Here is a 16,946-nt window from a genome sequence, read left to right on the forward strand (position 1 = left end):
CTTAACTATGCTTAACTTCTTAAATATAAATCTTAATGGTTCAATATTTCTTCAATTTTCAATTTTGTTTTATCCGCACTCAATTGTTTAATCACTTTTTCCAGTTCGGGATAATCGTTCATATTTTCCCAGTTTTGCGAAAACGCTGTAATGTTTTCTATTCCTTTTTCTATGCTTGAAATAAAATGCGGTTTTCTCTGAATTAATCCCCGAAAACCGTAAGCTCCCAAAACCTGAAGAAACCGCATCAGTTGAATTGGTTTTACCGAAAAATTTAGTTTGTCTTTAATTTCCTGACTTTCAAACTGATTTATATATATATTCAACATCTCATTTTTGAAATCTTCCGGAAAGTTTGCTTTTGCCTGAAACAGAAAAGAAATGACATCATACATCAAAGGACCTTTCATTGCCGATTGATAGTCGATAAACGAGACTTCTTTCTGATCATTCACCATGATATTTCTTGCCTGAAAATCGCGGATCATTAATCCTTTCGGCTCCAGATTTTCGATGAGAGAAACGACGTTCTTAAATTCTTTCAGAAGGGTAGATTTGTGATATTCCAGCTCCAAAACATCCGCCACGAAATTTTTAAAATAATACAGATCGTGCATTACCGGAAGTTCATCATAGCTTTCATATTCGAAAGTTTTGGTGAAATCTATTTTATTCTGCGTTGAAATCTGTAACTGATACAGTTTTTGCAGGGTTTGCTTTACCAAAGATTTTACATTTTCAGACAAACCTTCCTTTGAGATGATTTCAGAAAGAGTATTGTCTCCTAAAAACTCCTGAATATACATTTTACGGTCATCCGAAACGGCAAAAATTTTAGGTGTATTAAGCTTTAAATCTGAAAATAGATCTGAGTAATACAGAAAACTTTCATTTTCCGCTATATTTTCGTTGTAGGTAATGATAAACTTTTTATCAGTTTTCGCAATAAAATTTACTCTCGCGGAACCACTTTGAGCTAAAGAGATCAACTCAGAAGGTTGTTTTCCAGTATAATTTTCAAAAAAAATTTGGGCGTATTCGGAAATCATAGATGTCACAAATATAATAATTTACAGGCTAATTTCTATATTTGCATTATGCTAAAGGATTTTAAACCTGTTTTGGGCATTCTGCTGCGCTTCATCATCATTTATCTGGTGCTGCTTTTTGCGTATCAGTTTTTTCTGAACAGTTTTCAGAAAGAAGGTCTTGATCCCTTTTCGAGAATGATTGCAGAGCAGGTGAGGGATATCCAGAACTTTATGGGTTTTTCAACACAACTGTATGATGATGTTAAAGGCGAACAGGTGTATTTTTATGTCCGGAACGAATATCCTACAAGAATGGTGGAAGGCTGCAATGCCGTTTCTGTGATGATCCTTTTTGTGGCATTTGTTTTTGCCTTTTACAAAGGAAAAAAGACCTTTGTTTTTGTAATTCTAGGACTGGTTTTGCTTTATATCATTAATGTTTTAAGAATTGCAGGGTTGAATATTGTGATTCTGAATCACAAAGAATACGGCAAAATAGCACATGATTATATTTTTCCGGCGGTTATTTACGGAACGGTAGTGTTATTATGGCTGGTCTGGATAAAATTTTTTGCTTTAAAACATGAAAAATCTTAACTGGGTTTTAGTCATATTGGGAGTTTTAGGTCTTGTAAGTGTAAGAATACTTGAAGACAGGATTTTCTATGATCCATTTCTCAATTACTTCCATGAGGCCAATAAAAATATTCCTTTTCCCTCTTTTGAATGGGGAAAATTAATTCCCGGATATCTTTTCCGGTTTATTCTGAATCTGTTATTTTCATGTGTAGTGATTCATTTCTGGTTCAAAAACAGACAATGGACGATTCAGGGAGCTATTTTAATTACAATTATTTTTGCGATTACTTTTCCGATCTATTTATACAGTATTTATGACAGATTTGAAATCGGGTATCTTTTTTCTTTTTATATGAGAAGGTTTGTCATTCAGCCTTTGATTTTACTTCTTATTATCCCGATGTTTTATTACAGGAAGCAAATAAACAAGTGAAAAATATCTTTTGATAAATATAAAACTTGTTTTTATACCTATAAAACATACTTTTGGCAATTGGCTACGATTTTCTTACTGAGCTAACAAATTATTATCCGTCTACTTTAGCTTTAAACGAGGATGCTAAGATTGTAAAGGAACTTACAGAGAAAACCCAAAGAATAGCAGATATGGAAAAAGAAATTGAAATCTACAAAGCAGCTTTAGGAATAAAAAGATAATTTTTTTTGCTTTGAAAATTGTTTATACTTTTAAAAATTTCATTTAAAAGTGACTTGTTTGTAATGTTTTAAATGTTAATCTGTTATTTTGATTAAATGTTGGAGAAGTACAGCAATATTTGCTGTGTTTTTATTACAAAAGTTGTCATTTTTACTTCATAGGTTTGTGATGTAAAACAATTAAAATTATTTTGATTATGAAAAAAACATTATTAATCGGAGCATTATTTATTGCCGGAATTGTAAGTGCATTTCCTTTTAGGACTTCTTGTGGGACTGTGATTCAAGTAAATGATTCTGGAATGGGGGATATGACTTATGATCAGGTTATTAAAACCTTAAAGCTAATGAATGGTGTTGTTTGTGGGACAACCAATGTTTCAATTACAATTTACCAGCATTAATTCATTAAGATTGAAATTTGGAGCAAAATATAGACGTTCTATGTTTTGCTCTTTAATTTGTTTAAAAAGATATGAAAATATTTTATTCACTGATTTTACTGTTTTTAATGATTTTTGTTAAATCGCAAACAGGATTTGACGTATTATATGAAGCTGATTATAAGTTAATTTACAAAGATCAGAAATCTAACGCGGTTTCACAGGAAGATACTTTTGCACTCCTTATAAATGGAAAAGAATCTTATTATAAAAATATGAAAAAGTATATTATGGATTCTTTAAAACTGGAAAAAAAGATTAATGAAAAGTCTGGTATTGCCGTAGGTCTGAAATATTCTACAGACTTTCCTGAATATATAGGAACAACAAGCGGAAAATTATACGTAACATCTCCTGTCGCCAATAAAATTTTCAAGTATGAAGAGTCAAATAATTTTGAGTGGAAACTTATAAATGAATTTAGGATAATTGGAAAATATAAGTGTCAGAAAGCTGTCATTAAAAAATATGGTCGTAGTTGGGTAGCTTGGTTTACTGAAGAGATACCGTTTCCGTTTGGCCCTTATAAATTCAATAAATTGCCTGGACTTATTATCGAAATTTTCGATGAAGAAAAGGATTATGTATTTAGTATGTATAATTTTCGAAAAAGAAAATATTTTGCTAGATCGGCAAATATGGAACCTAAAGCAACTTTAGTGAATAAAGCTAAAATTTTTGATTATCAAAGAAGAGAAATAGCCGATCCTAATACTTATAATAAGTTAATTGATGATCCAGAAACATTAAGAATGATTATGAAGAAAGCACAAGAAAGAGCAAAAAATTATAATCCGATTGAATTAAGTATAGAATAATAAATTGCTAATTTTATCTCTCTGAGAAGTAAGAAGTAAATTGTTTAAAAAAATACGAGGCTGTCCAAACTTTTAGGACAGCCTCGCATTTTAAATTTGTGACTAATGAAAAACGAATTAATCTTTATTAAGATATTTATCCAATTCCTCCTTAACTTTTGAAAGAGAGTTTTCATCGGTGATAATCATGTTTATAATAACCTTTCCTTTTTGTACACCAACTCCTCCTGCTCCCGTTTTATCCTTATTTTCAATATTGTTTGTTACCTGTATTTTTTGATCATTTTCAAAAAGCTCTTTTAATTCAACCTCAAAAATTTCTGCTAATTTCGGGATGTATTGAGACTTTACATCAAACATTTCACTTTCCCAATTGGCATAGGTTACCCTGTCGATATTTAGCTTATCTGCAATATCCTGCTGAGAAAATTTTGTTTTGCTTCTTAATCTTTTAAGATTTGTTCCTACTCCCATATTATTATTTTTAACAAATGTAATAATTTTTTTATTCCGCTGTATGCTTATCCACAGAAGTCACATTTTCCGGAGTCCAAACCACTCTTTTTACAAAATCTTTTTCGCGGACAGGGCAATTTGATATTTGACAAACGGAACAGGAAATTGGTTTACAGTCATCCATATGAAAATTAAATTCCACCGTTCTTTTTGTGTTTTTTGCCAAAAGGATGATCATTTTTTCCATTTCATTGTGTGCGTCACGAAGGCTGTAATACCAAGGCAAAGTAATATGTGCATCAATATGAAGATGCGCTCCGAATTGCTGGATTTTCATGTTGTGAACATCAATCCATTCCATTTTTCGGTTTTCTTCTAAAACCTGTATGATTTGTTCCAGAAGATCGGGATCCTGCTCGTCCATAATTCCACTTAAGGATTTGCGGACTATTTTGTATCCCACTACGATAATATATATACCGAAACCTAAGGCAACAACGGAATCCAGCCAATAAATTCTGGTAAAGTATACCACAATTAAACTCACGACAACGCCAAGTGTTGTTAAGGTGTCGGATTGCAGGTGTTTTCCGGATGAAATAAGAACGATAGAATTTTCGGCTTTCCCTTTTTGAATGGAAATATAGCCTAATAAATAGTTGATAGCGGCAGTGGCGGCAATGATCCAGATTCCGAGATCTATTTTGCTTAAAACTTTTCCGACAATTAAGCTGTTAATGCCTTCGTAGATAATCATAACTCCTGCAATGGCAATTAAGGCACCTTCGATTCCGGAAGTTACGAATTCTACTTTTCCGTGTCCGTATGGATGATCATCGTCTCTTGGTTTTGCCGCGAGATACAGTGAATAAAGCCCCATAAAGGCACTGATGACATTTACAATACTTTCCATGGCATCAGAAAAAACAGCGTCGGAATTCGTCAGTTTCCAGGCGATAATTTTTCCGATAAAGAGAATAACTCCGAAAACGGCTATAAGTTTCTGAAAGGCTAATTTATCTTTACTTTTATTCTTCTGAACGTTCATAGGTTTGATAAAAAAAAGAATCTCAATTCTGAGACTCTTTTTATGTTTGTTAGTTTATACTAAGTTATTTTCTACAAGGTATTCTGCAATCTGTACCGCGTTCGTTGCGGCTCCTTTTCGCAGATTGTCTGCCACAATCCAGAGATTCAGTGTTTTGGGCTGCGAAAGGTCTCTTCTTATCCTTCCTACGAAGACTTCGTCTTTCCCTTCCGAGTACAGCGGCATCGGATATTCGTTGTTTTTCACGTTATCTACCACCACAACTCCGGGAGTTTCAGATAAGATTTTTCTTACTTCGTCAAGATCAAATTCATTTTCAAATTCAATATTTACACTTTCAGAATGCCCTCCCTGAACCGGAACTCTTACTGCGGTTGCGGTTAAATTAAAGGTATCGTCCCCTAAAATTTTCTTAGGTTCTTTCATTAATTTAATCTCTTCTTTCGTGTAATCGTCATCTGCAAAAACATCACAGTGCGGCAATGCATTTTTGAAGATCTGATAAGGATATACTTTTGCAATAGAATCGTCTCCGCTGATTTCTCCGTTCAATTGATCTACAGCAGCTTTGCCGGTTCCTGTTACGGATTGGTAGGTGGAAACAATTACTCTTTTTAAATCGTATTTTTTGTTCAGAGGTCCTAAAACCATTACTAACTGAATGGTAGAACAGTTCGGATTTGCAATAATTTTGTCTTCTTTCGTCAATACATCTGCATTGATTTCCGGAACCACCAGTTTTTTATCAGGATCCATTCTCCATGCTGAAGAATTGTCGATTACTGTTGTTCCTGCTTCAGCAAAAAGCGGAGCGAATTCAAGAGAAGTTCCGCCTCCGGCAGAAAAAATAGCAATATCCGGTTTGGCAGCTATAGCGTCTTTCATGCTTACAATCGTAAATTCTTCCTGTTTATACTTCACCTTATTACCTACAGATTTTTCGGATGCTACCGGAATTAGTTCGGTGATAGGGAAGTTTCTCTCTTCGAGAACTTTAAGCATAACTTGTCCAACCATTCCTGTTGAACCTACTACAGCTACTTTCATTGATTTAATTAAAAATTATTTTGTTAATATATTTATGCCCCGAAGACTCTCGCCCAAGGGAACGCGAATACAAATAAACCTACAGCAATTAATCCCATAATTACAACTCCTAAAGAAATCGTAGGGTTTGTTTTTACTTTTTTGTTAACGATCGTCATTAAAACAGCGGCGATCAGCATAGAAAACGGATGTTCTACATACTGAAATCTTAATGCTGAGTTTTTCATCACTTCACCCATATTTAAACCATTAGAGAAATTGATGATCAGCATCACAATTCCTAATAGAAACTGTACGTGGAAGAAAATCATAGTGAAAAGAGTAGTCTTCTTAAGGAAGTTATTTACTTTTCCGCTGAATCCGAACATGGTTGCTAAAAGTGCAATAACAAACAGCGTCACTAAAAGAATTTCCAGATATCCGAATCCTTTGTGAGCATTAAGTAAAATGTTGTAAAAGTCCATATTTATTTTTTTCTGTTTTTCAGACACAAATATAGCAAAAATCCCGGCGAAAAGCCGGGATTGATATTTATAAAATCTAATTTATGTATTTATTAGAAGTTGAAAGACAGGGTTGCAGACCATGTTCTTCCGTATCCGAAATAAACCTGGTTTTGTTGGCTTACTCCATTCCATGTTCCTGCTGCCTGGTACGTCTGATAGTTAGACGTTAATGTTGCAATTTGAGCAGTGGTTAATGGTGTTGACTGTAGAGGTTTATTTACTGCAATATACTGATCTAGAGTTAATCCAGTTTTGGTGTTTGTATTAGATTCAGCAATGTAAGTCTTATCCAGTAAGTTATAAACATTACCTCTAATCGTAAAGAATTGTTTAGGATTATTTAATTTGATTTTAAAAGATATTCCTAAATCAACTAAACCATAAGAAGGTAATTCTAAAGCACCTTGGTTTCCTGCATCCGGATTGGAGAAGTTAAGAAGGTTTAAGTTAGCATATAAATTTTTAATTCCTCTATATGTTCCGTCGAATGAGAACCAGTCTGTTGGCTTGAATGTAAATCCAACTGCTGCTGAAGTTTGTGCTGCTCCACCAACTTTAACTTTATCTATATAAAGTGTCTGAGTATCTGCGCTGATCAGTTCATTCGTTTCGCTAAAGATATTTCCTTGTGCATTTCCTTTATAGTACCAGTCTCCCACAGAAAGCATACCAAATAGACTTAGCATTTTGTGAACATTAGCATTTGCTTCAATTTCAAATCCTTGGTGAATTTCTGTAATTCCCTGAAGGTTTGAATAAGCAGTTGTAGTGCTTACAGGAAGCCCTGTTGTAGGATCTGTGTAATTAAATGAAAGATTACCTCTTCTCAAGAATCTGTCTCTCCATTCAGTTCTGTAAAGGTTCACATTGGCTGTGAAGATACCGGAACGGAATCCATATCCTGCTTCAACACCGAAGATTTTCTCATTCGTTAAGTTAGGATTTAAGTAGTTTTTGTTATTTGGATAAACAGCGTTTAGGAAAGGTTGCTTAGAATAATATCCGATATTTACAAAAACGTTGTGCTGATCATTAATGTTGTAGTTAGCACCTGCCTTTACATTATATCCTACAATATCTTTAAAGCCTGTTTTCTCATACAATAATGGATTAGTAGCGGTTGGTTGAGCAACTACGGGAGATGTTGCTGAATTTCTAAAACCTGCTTGCTGACCATTTAAAAGAGTAACTCCATCGATGATAAAGTGATCTATTCTCTGGAATGACTGGTTAGATAATGCTCCTGAAACAAATGCAGATAATTTATCACTAGAATATTCTAACTGACCAAATCCACCGTACCATAAAACTTCACCGTCGTTGTTATATCCTACCATATCATCCATACTGTTTCTTTTTCCTCCGAACGGATTGAAAGTAGGTTCAGCTTTAAATGTATTGGAAACTACTCTTGGAGTTACAGTATATACATTTCCTGGAGCTGTGTAAAAGTTTCTATTCGTATTATCTTTATATCCTGCTGCTCCATAAAGATCAGAAAGTACCTGATAATGGTATCCGTAATAATATCTGTCGTCTGTACCGATTGTGAAGTTTAAGTTATCATTAATTTTGTGATTAAAACTAATAATTGCTCCAAACCAGTTATGAGAGTTGATAGATGATCTTCTTACTAAAGTGCTACTTGCTGCAGCAGTGTTTAGATTAACATTTGCGTTTGTAGCAAAAATTCTGTCATACGCAATTTGTCCGTTTGCATCAACGAAAGAGTTTACCCCTCCTGTTGCAGTACCTACACCTGTTGGAATTCTACCTAAATCTCCAGTTCCTCCACCTCTACCGAAAGAAGCATAGAATACTGAATTTAATTTAGATTTTGAACTGATATTCCAATCCCAGTTTAATGACATTACTGGTTTGTGATAGTAGTTTACTCTGTTTGATAAAACTTCACCGTTTCTCCATCCCCAGTCTGCGTTGTATCTTCTGTTAGGAGTTCCGTCATTATCAGAATTATATTTAATGTAATTTTGAATAGTAGAATAGGTTGTTCTCTGATTGTGCCATTGAGGAGCTCCCGTAATGGTAAACTGGAAATCATGTTTTTTATTTGGCTGATATCCTAAGGCAAAATAATAGTTGTATCCTTCAAATTCTGTTCCGTCTGCATACATCGATCCTGCAGTTCTGCTCATTAAGAATGAAGAAGACCATCCTTTTGCAGATTTACCTGTATTGTATGCAAATAAAGTTTTTAAATAATCATTATTACCAAGACCCAAAGAAACAGTTCCTCCCTGTTTTTTATCAGCAGCTCTTGTTAATACGTTAATTGTACCTCCAACAGAAGCAATGGCTAATTTTGAAGATCCAAGACCTCTTTGTACCTGCATTGCAGAAGTTACATCAGAAAGTCCAGACCAGTTAGACCAATAAACAGCTCCGTTTTCCATATCATTCACGGGAACACCATTTACCATTACAGCAATGTTTTCCTGTGCGAATCCTCTAATGTTAATTTTAGAGTCTCCAAAACCACCACCCGCTTTTGTAGCATATACAGATGGGGTTGTATTTAAGATTTCAGGGAATTCCTGATTTCCTAATCTTTCAACGATTTGCGCTTCTTTGATTGTTGAAACTGCTACAGGAGTTTTTCTATCTTTTGCGATATCAGCAACTCCAATTAACACTACCTCGTCAATGTCTTTAGACCTTGTATCTTTTACAGTGTCCTTAACCTTTTGAGCATAATAAACGCTAGCTGTGGATAATGTAATTATCGCAGTTAGCATTGATTTGTTGATTAATTTCATAATCGTTAGTAATAGTTAGATTTAATTTTCTGCAAAATTGAGGAAATTTATTTTAACTAATATTAACTGTATGTTAATTTTTAAAGGTTCTTAATAAGGTTTAAAATATTGATTTACAATGTATTGAATAATAATCGAGATTTCGCATGAAAAAAATCACATTATTGAATTTTTAACAAATCGGCATCATTTTTAATAAAAATTCAATGCTATTTCACGGCTTTGAGGCTTAAATCCATATTTTCTGCTGAGTGGGTAAGTGCTCCTGCAGAGATGTAGGTAACGCCTGTAGAAGCGATTTCTTTAAGCTGATCACGGGTAATTCCGCCTGAAGCTTCGCTTTCACAGGAACCGTTAATAAGCTTCACGGCTTTCTTCATAGTTTTTACATCCATGTTGTCGAGCATGATTCTATCTACCTTTGCATCAATTGCTTCCTGAACTTCTTCCAGATTTCTGGTTTCAACTTCTATTTTAAGTTTTTTCTTGTTCTTTTTGATGTAATCTTTTGCCATTTTTACGGCATTCGTAATGCTTCCGTTATAATCAATATGGTTGTCTTTCAGCATAATCATGTCATAAAGACCGTATCGGTGGTTGGTTCCGCCGCCAATAGCAACAGCCCATTTTTCGCATACCCTGAAATTTGGGGTTGTTTTTCTGGTATCCAGAAGTTTTGTTTTTGTGCCGATAAGTCTGGAATCCCAGTCATGCGTTAACGTTGCAATTCCGCTCATTCTCTGCATACAGTTTAAAACCAGTCTTTCCGTTGAAAGGATTGATCTTGCGCTTCCGGTTACGATAAAAGCAATATCCCCAAATTTTACTGCATCTCCATCCTTTACAAAAGTTTCAACTTTTAAGTTTTTATCAAAAGTTTTAAAAATAATTTCAGCGAGTTCTACTCCTGCAAGAATGCAATCCTGTTTTACCAGTAGTTTTGCACTTTGCTCCAGATCTTTCGGAATAGTAGAAAGCGTAGAATGATCGCCATCCTGAATGTCTTCTTCAAGAGCGTTTTTAATAAACTGTTTTAAAACTTTATCGGTTACGTATGCCGGTCTTTTCATATTTTTTTAAGTTTAATAATATATGGATGAGGATTTCCCAAATAACAAATCATGAACTATAAATAATAGCAGAACTTCATTTTCTTCAGCATCTATTTTTTCGAAATCAATAAAATCTTTTATTTTCTCATTATTTTGATTAATTCCTTCATATTCTAATATTTGAATACTATTTCTTCCTTGAGATTTAATTTTATATCTCCATCTAAAGTTTTCCCAATCATATTCTTGTGTAAAATAACGAATTTTATTTTTATGAAAATCTAAAATGGGATATTGAGGATTATTAATGTAATACAGTATTAATGAAAGATTGTTGTCTTTAATAAAATCATCAAGATTAATATTGATATTTTCTTTTTGGAGCCGCTTTCTTCCAAAACCTAACATATTACAAATGATATTTAATATATAAGGATATTTTGATTTAGAGGTAAAATATATTCTTAGTAAAACACAACCTATTTGTCCTAACAATAAACAGAAAAGTAATAATCCAAAAACCAAAACTGCGTTGAGTATTTGATTTTCAACCATTTTTCCATTATTTGTTATAAATAAAATAAGACCACCAAAAATTAATGAAATAACTATCCTTGAGTAAAATAAAATGTTCGTTACCGTAAGAATATTTAAATTGGAAATCCTCATTAAATTGGAAGAATTTTTAAACCAGATCTTTATTGTAAAACGCGCCTTTATTCTCCGTCATTTCCATAGACTGCGTAATGATGAGGTGGGCAACGGTTGTTAAGTTTCTGAGCTCCGATAACTGTGGTGAAAGGATAGAGTAGTGGTAAATTTCGTTCACTGCGGCAGCGATTTCCTGATGTTTTTGCAAAGCCATATTCAGACGGCGGTTGCTTCGTACAATTCCTACAAGATCGCTCATCATTTCCTGAAGTTGCTTTCTAAGGTAGGAAACGATCACCATTTCGTCCATAATTTTCATTCCTTCTTCATCCCATTCCGGAACGGCTTTCAGATCATCAAAGTTGAAATTATTTTCATTTAAAAGTTCAACGGTTTTCATTGCAGCATTGTGCCCGAAAACCAGTCCTTCCAATAATGAGTTGGAAGCCAGTCTGTTCGCTCCGTGAAGTCCGGAATTGGTACATTCTCCTACCGCAAAAAGATTTCGGATAGAGGACTGTCCGTCACGGTCAACCTCAATTCCTCCCATCAGATAATGACAAGCAGGAACTACAGGAATGAGTTGACTGAAAGGATCAATTCCTTCGTCTTTGCATTTTTTATAAATATTCGGGAAATGTTCAAGAAATTTTTCATGATCCATTTCACGGCAATCCAGACCTACAAATTCGTCTCCGGTGATTTTCATTTCTGCATCGATGGCTCTAGCAACGATATCCCGGGAAGCGAGTTCTTCACGCTCATCATATTTATGCATGAATTTTTCGCCTCTTTTTGTTCTTAATTTGGCTCCGTCACCACGAACGGCTTCCGAAATTAAAAACAGCATTCCGTCGAGCTTGCTATACAGAGCAGTCGGATGAAACTGATAATACTGCATATTGGAAACCTTTCCTTTTGCTCTTGCTACGAAAGCAATTCCGTCTCCGGTTGCGATCGTCGGATTAGTAGTGTTTTTGTAAACGTGTCCCGCTCCTCCGGTTGCAACAAGGGTTATTTTTGAGGTAATTTTTTTAATGGTTTTGGATTTTTCATCCAGAATATAGGCTCCGTAGCAGTGGATGTCGCCTTCATTCAGTTCTTTTCCCGGAACATGGTGCTGTGTAATAATATCAATTACGTAGTGATGATCGAGAATCTCAATATTCGGGCTGCTTTTTGCGGTCTGTAAAAGTGCTCTTTCAATTTCAAAACCGGTAATATCTTTGTGGTGTACAATTCTGTTTTCGGTATGTCCTCCCTCTCTTCCTAAAGCAAATTCTCCGTTTTTTTTGTCAAAATTTGCCCCCCATTCTACAATTTCGTTGAATCTTGCAGGTGCTTCCGTAACCACCATTTCTACGACATCGCGTTTGTTTTCGCCGTCTCCGGCACGCATCGTATCGGCAATATGTTTTTCGAAGTTATCATTTTTAGAATCTGTAACCACCGCAAGACCGCCTTGTGCATATTTGGTATTGCTTTCATCTTCGTCCGATTTTGTTACGATGATTATTTTGGCATCAGGAAGCTGCTCAGAAATTTTTATGGCATAGGAAAGTCCCGAAATTCCGGAACCGATTACTAGTACATCCGCTTTTATCATATCCTTGGTTTAAGACAATTGTCTAAATAGTTAAATAAATTTAAACAATTTTTCGTTTGGTTTTCTTACTTTTTTCATGTGTTGAAAATGATCTTCCTCCGAACGGTATCCCAAAGCGAGGGTTACAGTTACTTTTTCGGTCTCAGGATTTATCTCCAGAATTTCTTCGATAATTTCCTGGCGGAAGCCTTCCATCGGGCACGTGTCTATGTTTTCTATCGCTGCTGCGTACATAAGATTCGCTAAAACAATGTAAGACTGTTTTTCTGCCCAGTTGAAAATTTCATCCTGTGTTTTTTGATTAATATGCTGATTGATGCTGTTTTTAAAAAGATCCAGCTTTTCCAGCGGTGTTTCCCGCACTTTTGAAATGTGCCGGAAATATCCGTTGATGTAATTGTTGTCTACTATTTTTTTGGAAACAATAACAATTAAGTGAGAGCAGGTGGAAATCTGTGACTGGTTGTAGAACGCGGGAATTAATTTCTGCTTCATTTCCTCACTTTCCACGATAAGAATTTCGTAAGGCTGAAGACCAAGAGAGCTTGCCGATAATTTTCCGGATTCAAGAATATTATGCAATGTTTCCTGAGGAATAATTTCGTGATTAAATTTTTTTACAGAGTATCTTCTGCTTAAAGCCTCTAAATAATTCATAGTTCAAATTTAAGAATTGAATGCGAATTAAGTATGCTTAAAACAAAATATTTCGTTCTAAATATGGCATAAAAAAAGATCACCCCAAAAACTAATTGAAGTGATCTTTTTCACAGTATCTTTTATCTTTTATGGACAGCTTATGGATGCCGAAGAAAAGCTTCCTGAATTATCTACGGTTACTCTCCAGCAATTTCCGTCGGGGGATTTCATAATAACGCCATTTCCTATGGTTTCTAAATAGATATCTCCTGAAGTAATGTGCAGCTTCGTTTTTGGCGCCGTGGTTCCAATGCCTACATTTACCCCAAAAGCGCCGGTACTTCCTAAAATCAGACTATTGCTTTGGGTTGCAGATGCATTATATCCTATAGCCGTTGCGTTGGTTAAATCATCAGATATCTGAGTTGAGGCTCCAATAGCAGTATTTCCTGTTCCGGACTTCATTCCGGCCAGAGAAGATTGCCCTAAAGCGGTATTGTATGTTGCGGAGGTTGTACTGTTTAAACTGTTTAATGAAGTATCGCCAATGGCAATGTTGTTACTGCCGGTTGTATTGCTAAATAAAGCATTAGAGCCAAATGCCATATTTCTTGTTCCGGAGGTATTCAGTGCTAAAGTATAAGCACCTACAGCGGTGTTGTCGTTTCCGGTGGTTGTACTCGATAGTGACCGGGAGCCGATGGCGGTATTTCTTGCTCCTGCTGTTAATGCGGCTCCGGAGCGGGCCCCGAATAATGAATTGTCATCTCCCGTTGTAATGGCTGCTCCTGAATTGTAACCATAGCTTGTTTTATAATCAAAACCGGCGGTTGAAGTTGTAGATCTTTGAATATATCCCGATTCTACATTATTTACTTTAAACATTAGATTTTGTGCATCGGTTGTCCCCAAAAAGTTGGTTCCCGTTGTGGTTCCTGCGTTCCCGGAAAGGCGCCAGAAATTTCCATTTGTCCATTTTGCACCATCGAAATAATAGTATCCTGCTTCAGTAACATTGGCTGTTTTTATAGTTGTGGGGCTTGCTGCGGCTGTTACATATAGCAGGGTAGCCGTCTGGTTAGTGCCATACAGCGGGTCTTTTAGTTTTAATTCGTTGCCGGTAATTCTTGGAGCGATCATCCCGTCAGTAGCATTAAGATTGTTGGGTGTTCCCGTAACATCGAGCGTGGCGTTGGGTGATGGTGTATTAATTCCTACTTGGGAAAAAACGGACGAAGAAATCGTAAGGATTCCCAGAAATATAAATTTTTTCATTTTTGAAGTGTTTAAAATAATATAAAAATTGATGTTTCAAAGGTATAAGCAGGATCAATACTGTCATCACACTAAAACGGGGTGTTTTTTCCTCCCACAAAAAGGGGTATTCATGAAGGATTGGCGAAAGAGAAATTTCCTGAGATTAATGTTCCGCAGGAGTTTTCAAAAGTTATATTTCCGTTTAATTTTTTTATTCTTTGCATAATGTTAGAAAGACCATGACCAGAATCTGCATTTAATTTCTCTGCATAATCGAACCCTTTTCCGTTATCTTTTATTTTAAAACAGCAAATAGAATTTTCAAAACAGATGGAAACTTTTATGGTATTGCACTGAGAGTGTTTTATGGAATTCCCAATGCATTCATTCAGAATAAAATAAAGCTCATTTTGTTGATCAATATTCAGATTTCTGGTTACTGTCAATTCATCAACATCGGTAATGAGATTCAAATTAGAGCTGTGATACTGTTTTTGTAAACAGGACAGGAAGAATAAAATGTCGTACTTTTCTTCATCCTGTCCTCCGTATAATTTTTGAATGTAGTCTCTTACCTGCATATAAATACTGTTAAGTTCCTGCTCGATATCCTGAAGCAGAATTTTCTCAGAATTTTCTTTAGCCTGAAGTCTTTTATCGCTGATGTAAAACTTCAGTCCGGTAATGGCATTGCTGATTCCATCATGGATGTCAATTGAAATGCGTAACCTTTCAGATTGTCGGCTTTGGTAGACCAGTTTTTGGTTGTCGATTTCCTGAAGCAGTATTTTCTTTTCATGCTCAAGATTCTGCTGCATGATCCGAAGTTTTTCTTCCCATTCATTTTTCACTTTGATTCCCAATGCCAGTAAGAACATGATTAATTCTGAAAACCAGCCCATCGAAATGATGGAAAGATTGGTAAATCCGAAAAAATTTTTAGAAGGATCATCAAAAAACGAAGCAATAATATTAAAAAGAAGTAAAAATATACTTCCGAGATATAAGTACTTGTAATACAGGAAAGATCTGCTTTTGTATAAAAAAAGGATAAAAATAACGGAAACCCCCAACATATACAGCGAGACGAAAATGTAAATAATGCTGAACAAATCTTTATATTCTTTAAAGAAAACGTGTGTTATAACGTACATTACGAAACCCAGCATCAAAATAATCTGAGAAATTTTTACAAGGTGTTCAAAAAAAGATTTTTTGTCTTTAAAATCCACTGTGCTGTAAATAAACCTTACATAATACACAAAGCTGCCCCAAATGAAACATTCGCTTAATAAATAAAGAGGCAAAGGTGTTTGTGTATATTTAGGAACGAGGATCATTTCCTTCATCACAAGATACAGGAAACAGAAGCAAAGATAATTACGGTATTTCCTGAATACAGGTTCTTCTACATAATGAAGATAGAATGAGAAAAATAAGATGACGATTACAATAGCTCCCATTGTAATATAAGGAAAGACACTATCCAACAGAATATCATTCATCACTTGTTTTTTATGCAAATTACTACTTAATTGACTATTTTATTTCCCTCAATCGTAATAAAATACACTCCCTCCAATAGGGGGTATTAAATTCTGATATTTTTATGATAGTTTTGTAACATATATACACAAAGATGGTTACCGCAATAATAGACGATCATAAAATGATTGCAGAGGCAATAAAGAGCTGTCTGCTCTCTCAGAACGTTGCTTCCGAGATCTTTACGTTCAACAGCGCTCAGCTTTTTTTTGACGGAATTGATCCCGGAAACCTGCCCGGAATTATCATCACAGATTTATTAATGCCCGGAACAAATGGTGTCGAGCTACTCAAAGCTTACCAGGAATTTTTTAAAAGTAAAAATAAGAAAGAGTATAAACTTATTGTTTTATCCACCATTTCAGATCCTCAAACCGTTAAAATGGCAATGCGTTATGGCGCAGATGCGTATCTCTCAAAAGAGTCTACCATAGAAGAGCTTATAGAAGCTATTCATGAATGTATGAGAGGAAATAAATACATCGGAACAAAACTGCGGACAAACATCATCAATAATTTTATTTCTGATGAGCAAATTGTCTATCATCTGTCTCCCAGAGAAAAAGATGTTTTACAGCTTATCTGTTCAGGAAATACAATTAAGGAAGCTGCTTATAAAATGAATCTGAGCGTGCATACCGTTAAAAGCTATTATAAAAACATTATGAAGAAATTTAATGTCAACAGAACCAGTGATCTGATTATTTTTGCCGTGAAAAATGGTTTTTATCAAATAAATTCATAAAACTTCTTTAAATAAATTTCAGAATTCACCGCAAAAGTGGTAAAAAACCATCATGCCGCAGTAATTGGAATTTTAAAAATGCTCCAAGA

At 34.9% G+C, this 16,946-nt stretch carries 18 protein-coding genes; 6 read left to right on the forward strand and 12 right to left on the reverse strand.

Annotated elements, in window-relative coordinates:
• Positions 1–32: 32 nt before the first annotated feature.
• A complete protein-coding gene (locus BW951_RS08060; protein WP_076391613.1) occupies positions 33–1,049 on the reverse strand; it encodes an aminoglycoside phosphotransferase family protein in 1,017 nt (338 codons plus the stop codon).
• Between the two features lie 48 nt (positions 1,050–1,097).
• Here BW951_RS08060 and xrtF point away from each other — a divergent pair, with 48 nt between their 5' ends.
• From xrtF to BW951_RS08080, 5 genes are all read left to right on the forward strand, one after another.
• Complete coding sequence (gene xrtF, locus BW951_RS08065) at positions 1,098–1,628, forward strand: exosortase family protein XrtF (RefSeq protein WP_076391615.1); 531 nt, start codon at positions 1,098–1,100, stop codon at positions 1,626–1,628.
• A complete protein-coding gene (locus tag BW951_RS08070) occupies positions 1,615–2,043 on the forward strand; it encodes an exosortase F system-associated membrane protein (RefSeq protein WP_076391617.1) in 429 nt (142 codons plus the stop codon). Before xrtF ends, BW951_RS08070 begins: the two co-directional genes overlap by 14 nt.
• Positions 2,044–2,096: 53 nt before the next feature.
• A complete protein-coding gene (locus tag BW951_RS22700; RefSeq protein WP_175608798.1) occupies positions 2,097–2,267 on the forward strand; it encodes a hypothetical protein in 171 nt (56 codons plus the stop codon).
• Between the two features lie 197 nt (positions 2,268–2,464).
• On the forward strand, positions 2,465–2,671 hold the full coding sequence (locus BW951_RS08075) for a hypothetical protein (RefSeq protein WP_076391619.1): 207 nt from the start codon (positions 2,465–2,467) through the stop codon (positions 2,669–2,671).
• Between the two features lie 71 nt (positions 2,672–2,742).
• The gene (locus BW951_RS08080) at positions 2,743–3,528 is read left to right on the forward strand and encodes a GLPGLI family protein (RefSeq protein WP_076391621.1); all 786 of its coding nucleotides are present in this window, start codon (positions 2,743–2,745) and stop codon (positions 3,526–3,528) included.
• A 117-nt stretch (positions 3,529–3,645) separates the two neighbouring features.
• Here the strand turns inward: BW951_RS08080 and BW951_RS08085 are convergent, their stop codons facing one another.
• The 11 genes from BW951_RS08085 to BW951_RS08135 form a co-directional block, all read right to left on the reverse strand.
• Complete coding sequence (locus tag BW951_RS08085; RefSeq protein ID WP_076391623.1) at positions 3,646–4,002, reverse strand: helix-turn-helix domain-containing protein; 357 nt, start codon at positions 4,000–4,002, stop codon at positions 3,646–3,648.
• Between the two features lie 31 nt (positions 4,003–4,033).
• The gene (locus BW951_RS08090) at positions 4,034–5,032 is read right to left on the reverse strand and encodes a cation diffusion facilitator family transporter (RefSeq protein WP_076391625.1); all 999 of its coding nucleotides are present in this window, start codon (positions 5,030–5,032) and stop codon (positions 4,034–4,036) included.
• Positions 5,033–5,086: 54 nt separating this feature from the next.
• Positions 5,087–6,079, reverse strand: a complete 993-nt coding sequence (locus BW951_RS08095) for an aspartate-semialdehyde dehydrogenase (protein WP_076391627.1) — start codon at positions 6,077–6,079, stop codon at positions 5,087–5,089.
• A gap of 32 nt (positions 6,080–6,111) precedes the next feature.
• Positions 6,112–6,543 (reverse strand): hypothetical protein, encoded by a 432-nt coding sequence (locus tag BW951_RS08100; RefSeq protein WP_076391979.1) that lies wholly within the window; start codon positions 6,541–6,543, stop codon positions 6,112–6,114.
• A 92-nt stretch (positions 6,544–6,635) separates the two neighbouring features.
• On the reverse strand, positions 6,636–9,362 hold the full coding sequence (locus BW951_RS08105; protein WP_076391629.1) for a TonB-dependent receptor: 2,727 nt from the start codon (positions 9,360–9,362) through the stop codon (positions 6,636–6,638).
• A gap of 209 nt (positions 9,363–9,571) precedes the next feature.
• Positions 9,572–10,432, reverse strand: coding sequence for a carboxylating nicotinate-nucleotide diphosphorylase (nadC, locus tag BW951_RS08110; RefSeq protein ID WP_076391631.1), 861 nt, complete (start codon positions 10,430–10,432; stop codon positions 9,572–9,574).
• 12 nt (positions 10,433–10,444) lie between these two features.
• Positions 10,445–11,083 carry a hypothetical protein gene (locus tag BW951_RS08115; protein ID WP_076391633.1) on the reverse strand — a complete coding sequence of 213 codons (639 nt, stop codon included), beginning with the start codon at positions 11,081–11,083 and terminating at the stop codon, positions 10,445–10,447.
• A 16-nt stretch (positions 11,084–11,099) separates the two neighbouring features.
• On the reverse strand, positions 11,100–12,671 hold the full coding sequence (gene nadB, locus BW951_RS08120) for an L-aspartate oxidase (RefSeq protein WP_076391635.1): 1,572 nt from the start codon (positions 12,669–12,671) through the stop codon (positions 11,100–11,102).
• Positions 12,672–12,701: 30 nt separating this feature from the next.
• The gene (locus BW951_RS08125; protein ID WP_076391637.1) at positions 12,702–13,328 is read right to left on the reverse strand and encodes an NAD(P)H-dependent oxidoreductase; all 627 of its coding nucleotides are present in this window, start codon (positions 13,326–13,328) and stop codon (positions 12,702–12,704) included.
• Positions 13,329–13,457: 129 nt separating this feature from the next.
• The gene (locus BW951_RS08130; protein ID WP_076391639.1) at positions 13,458–14,585 is read right to left on the reverse strand and encodes a hypothetical protein; all 1,128 of its coding nucleotides are present in this window, start codon (positions 14,583–14,585) and stop codon (positions 13,458–13,460) included.
• A gap of 110 nt (positions 14,586–14,695) precedes the next feature.
• Positions 14,696–16,072, reverse strand: a complete 1,377-nt coding sequence (locus BW951_RS08135) for a sensor histidine kinase (protein WP_076391641.1) — start codon at positions 16,070–16,072, stop codon at positions 14,696–14,698.
• Between the two features lie 134 nt (positions 16,073–16,206).
• Here BW951_RS08135 and BW951_RS08140 point away from each other — a divergent pair, with 134 nt between their 5' ends.
• Positions 16,207–16,857, forward strand: a complete 651-nt coding sequence (locus BW951_RS08140) for a response regulator transcription factor (RefSeq protein ID WP_076391643.1) — start codon at positions 16,207–16,209, stop codon at positions 16,855–16,857.
• Positions 16,858–16,946: the final 89 nt, after the last annotated feature.

It is taken from the genome of Chryseobacterium gambrini (assembly GCF_900156825.1).
Lineage (GTDB): Bacteria > Bacteroidota > Bacteroidia > Flavobacteriales > Weeksellaceae > Chryseobacterium > Chryseobacterium gambrini.

Bases quoted from the DNA above. Each gene is read 5' to 3' on its own strand.
- BW951_RS08060 (WP_076391613.1), bottom strand. From the start codon at position 1,049: ATGATTTCCGAATACGCCCAAATTTTTTTTGAAAATTATACTGGAAAA.
- xrtF (WP_076391615.1), top strand. From the start codon at position 1,098: ATGCTAAAGGATTTTAAACCTGTTTTGGGCATTCTGCTGCGCTTCATC.
- BW951_RS08070 (WP_076391617.1), top strand. From the start codon at position 1,615: ATGAAAAATCTTAACTGGGTTTTAGTCATATTGGGAGTTTTAGGTCTT.
- BW951_RS08075 (WP_076391619.1), top strand. From the start codon at position 2,465: ATGAAAAAAACATTATTAATCGGAGCATTATTTATTGCCGGAATTGTA.
- BW951_RS08080 (WP_076391621.1), top strand. From the start codon at position 2,743: ATGAAAATATTTTATTCACTGATTTTACTGTTTTTAATGATTTTTGTT.
- BW951_RS08085 (WP_076391623.1), bottom strand. From the start codon at position 4,002: ATGGGAGTAGGAACAAATCTTAAAAGATTAAGAAGCAAAACAAAATTT.
- BW951_RS08090 (WP_076391625.1), bottom strand. From the start codon at position 5,032: ATGAACGTTCAGAAGAATAAAAGTAAAGATAAATTAGCCTTTCAGAAA.
- BW951_RS08095 (WP_076391627.1), bottom strand. From the start codon at position 6,079: ATGAAAGTAGCTGTAGTAGGTTCAACAGGAATGGTTGGACAAGTTATG.
- BW951_RS08100 (WP_076391979.1), bottom strand. From the start codon at position 6,543: ATGGACTTTTACAACATTTTACTTAATGCTCACAAAGGATTCGGATAT.
- BW951_RS08105 (WP_076391629.1), bottom strand. From the start codon at position 9,362: ATGAAATTAATCAACAAATCAATGCTAACTGCGATAATTACATTATCC.
- nadC (WP_076391631.1), bottom strand. From the start codon at position 10,432: ATGAAAAGACCGGCATACGTAACCGATAAAGTTTTAAAACAGTTTATT.
- BW951_RS08115 (WP_076391633.1), bottom strand. From the start codon at position 11,083: ATGAGGATTTCCAATTTAAATATTCTTACGGTAACGAACATTTTATTT.
- nadB (WP_076391635.1), bottom strand. From the start codon at position 12,671: ATGATAAAAGCGGATGTACTAGTAATCGGTTCCGGAATTTCGGGACTT.
- BW951_RS08125 (WP_076391637.1), bottom strand. From the start codon at position 13,328: ATGAATTATTTAGAGGCTTTAAGCAGAAGATACTCTGTAAAAAAATTT.
- BW951_RS08130 (WP_076391639.1), bottom strand. From the start codon at position 14,585: ATGAAAAAATTTATATTTCTGGGAATCCTTACGATTTCTTCGTCCGTT.
- BW951_RS08135 (WP_076391641.1), bottom strand. From the start codon at position 16,072: ATGAATGATATTCTGTTGGATAGTGTCTTTCCTTATATTACAATGGGA.
- BW951_RS08140 (WP_076391643.1), top strand. From the start codon at position 16,207: ATGGTTACCGCAATAATAGACGATCATAAAATGATTGCAGAGGCAATA.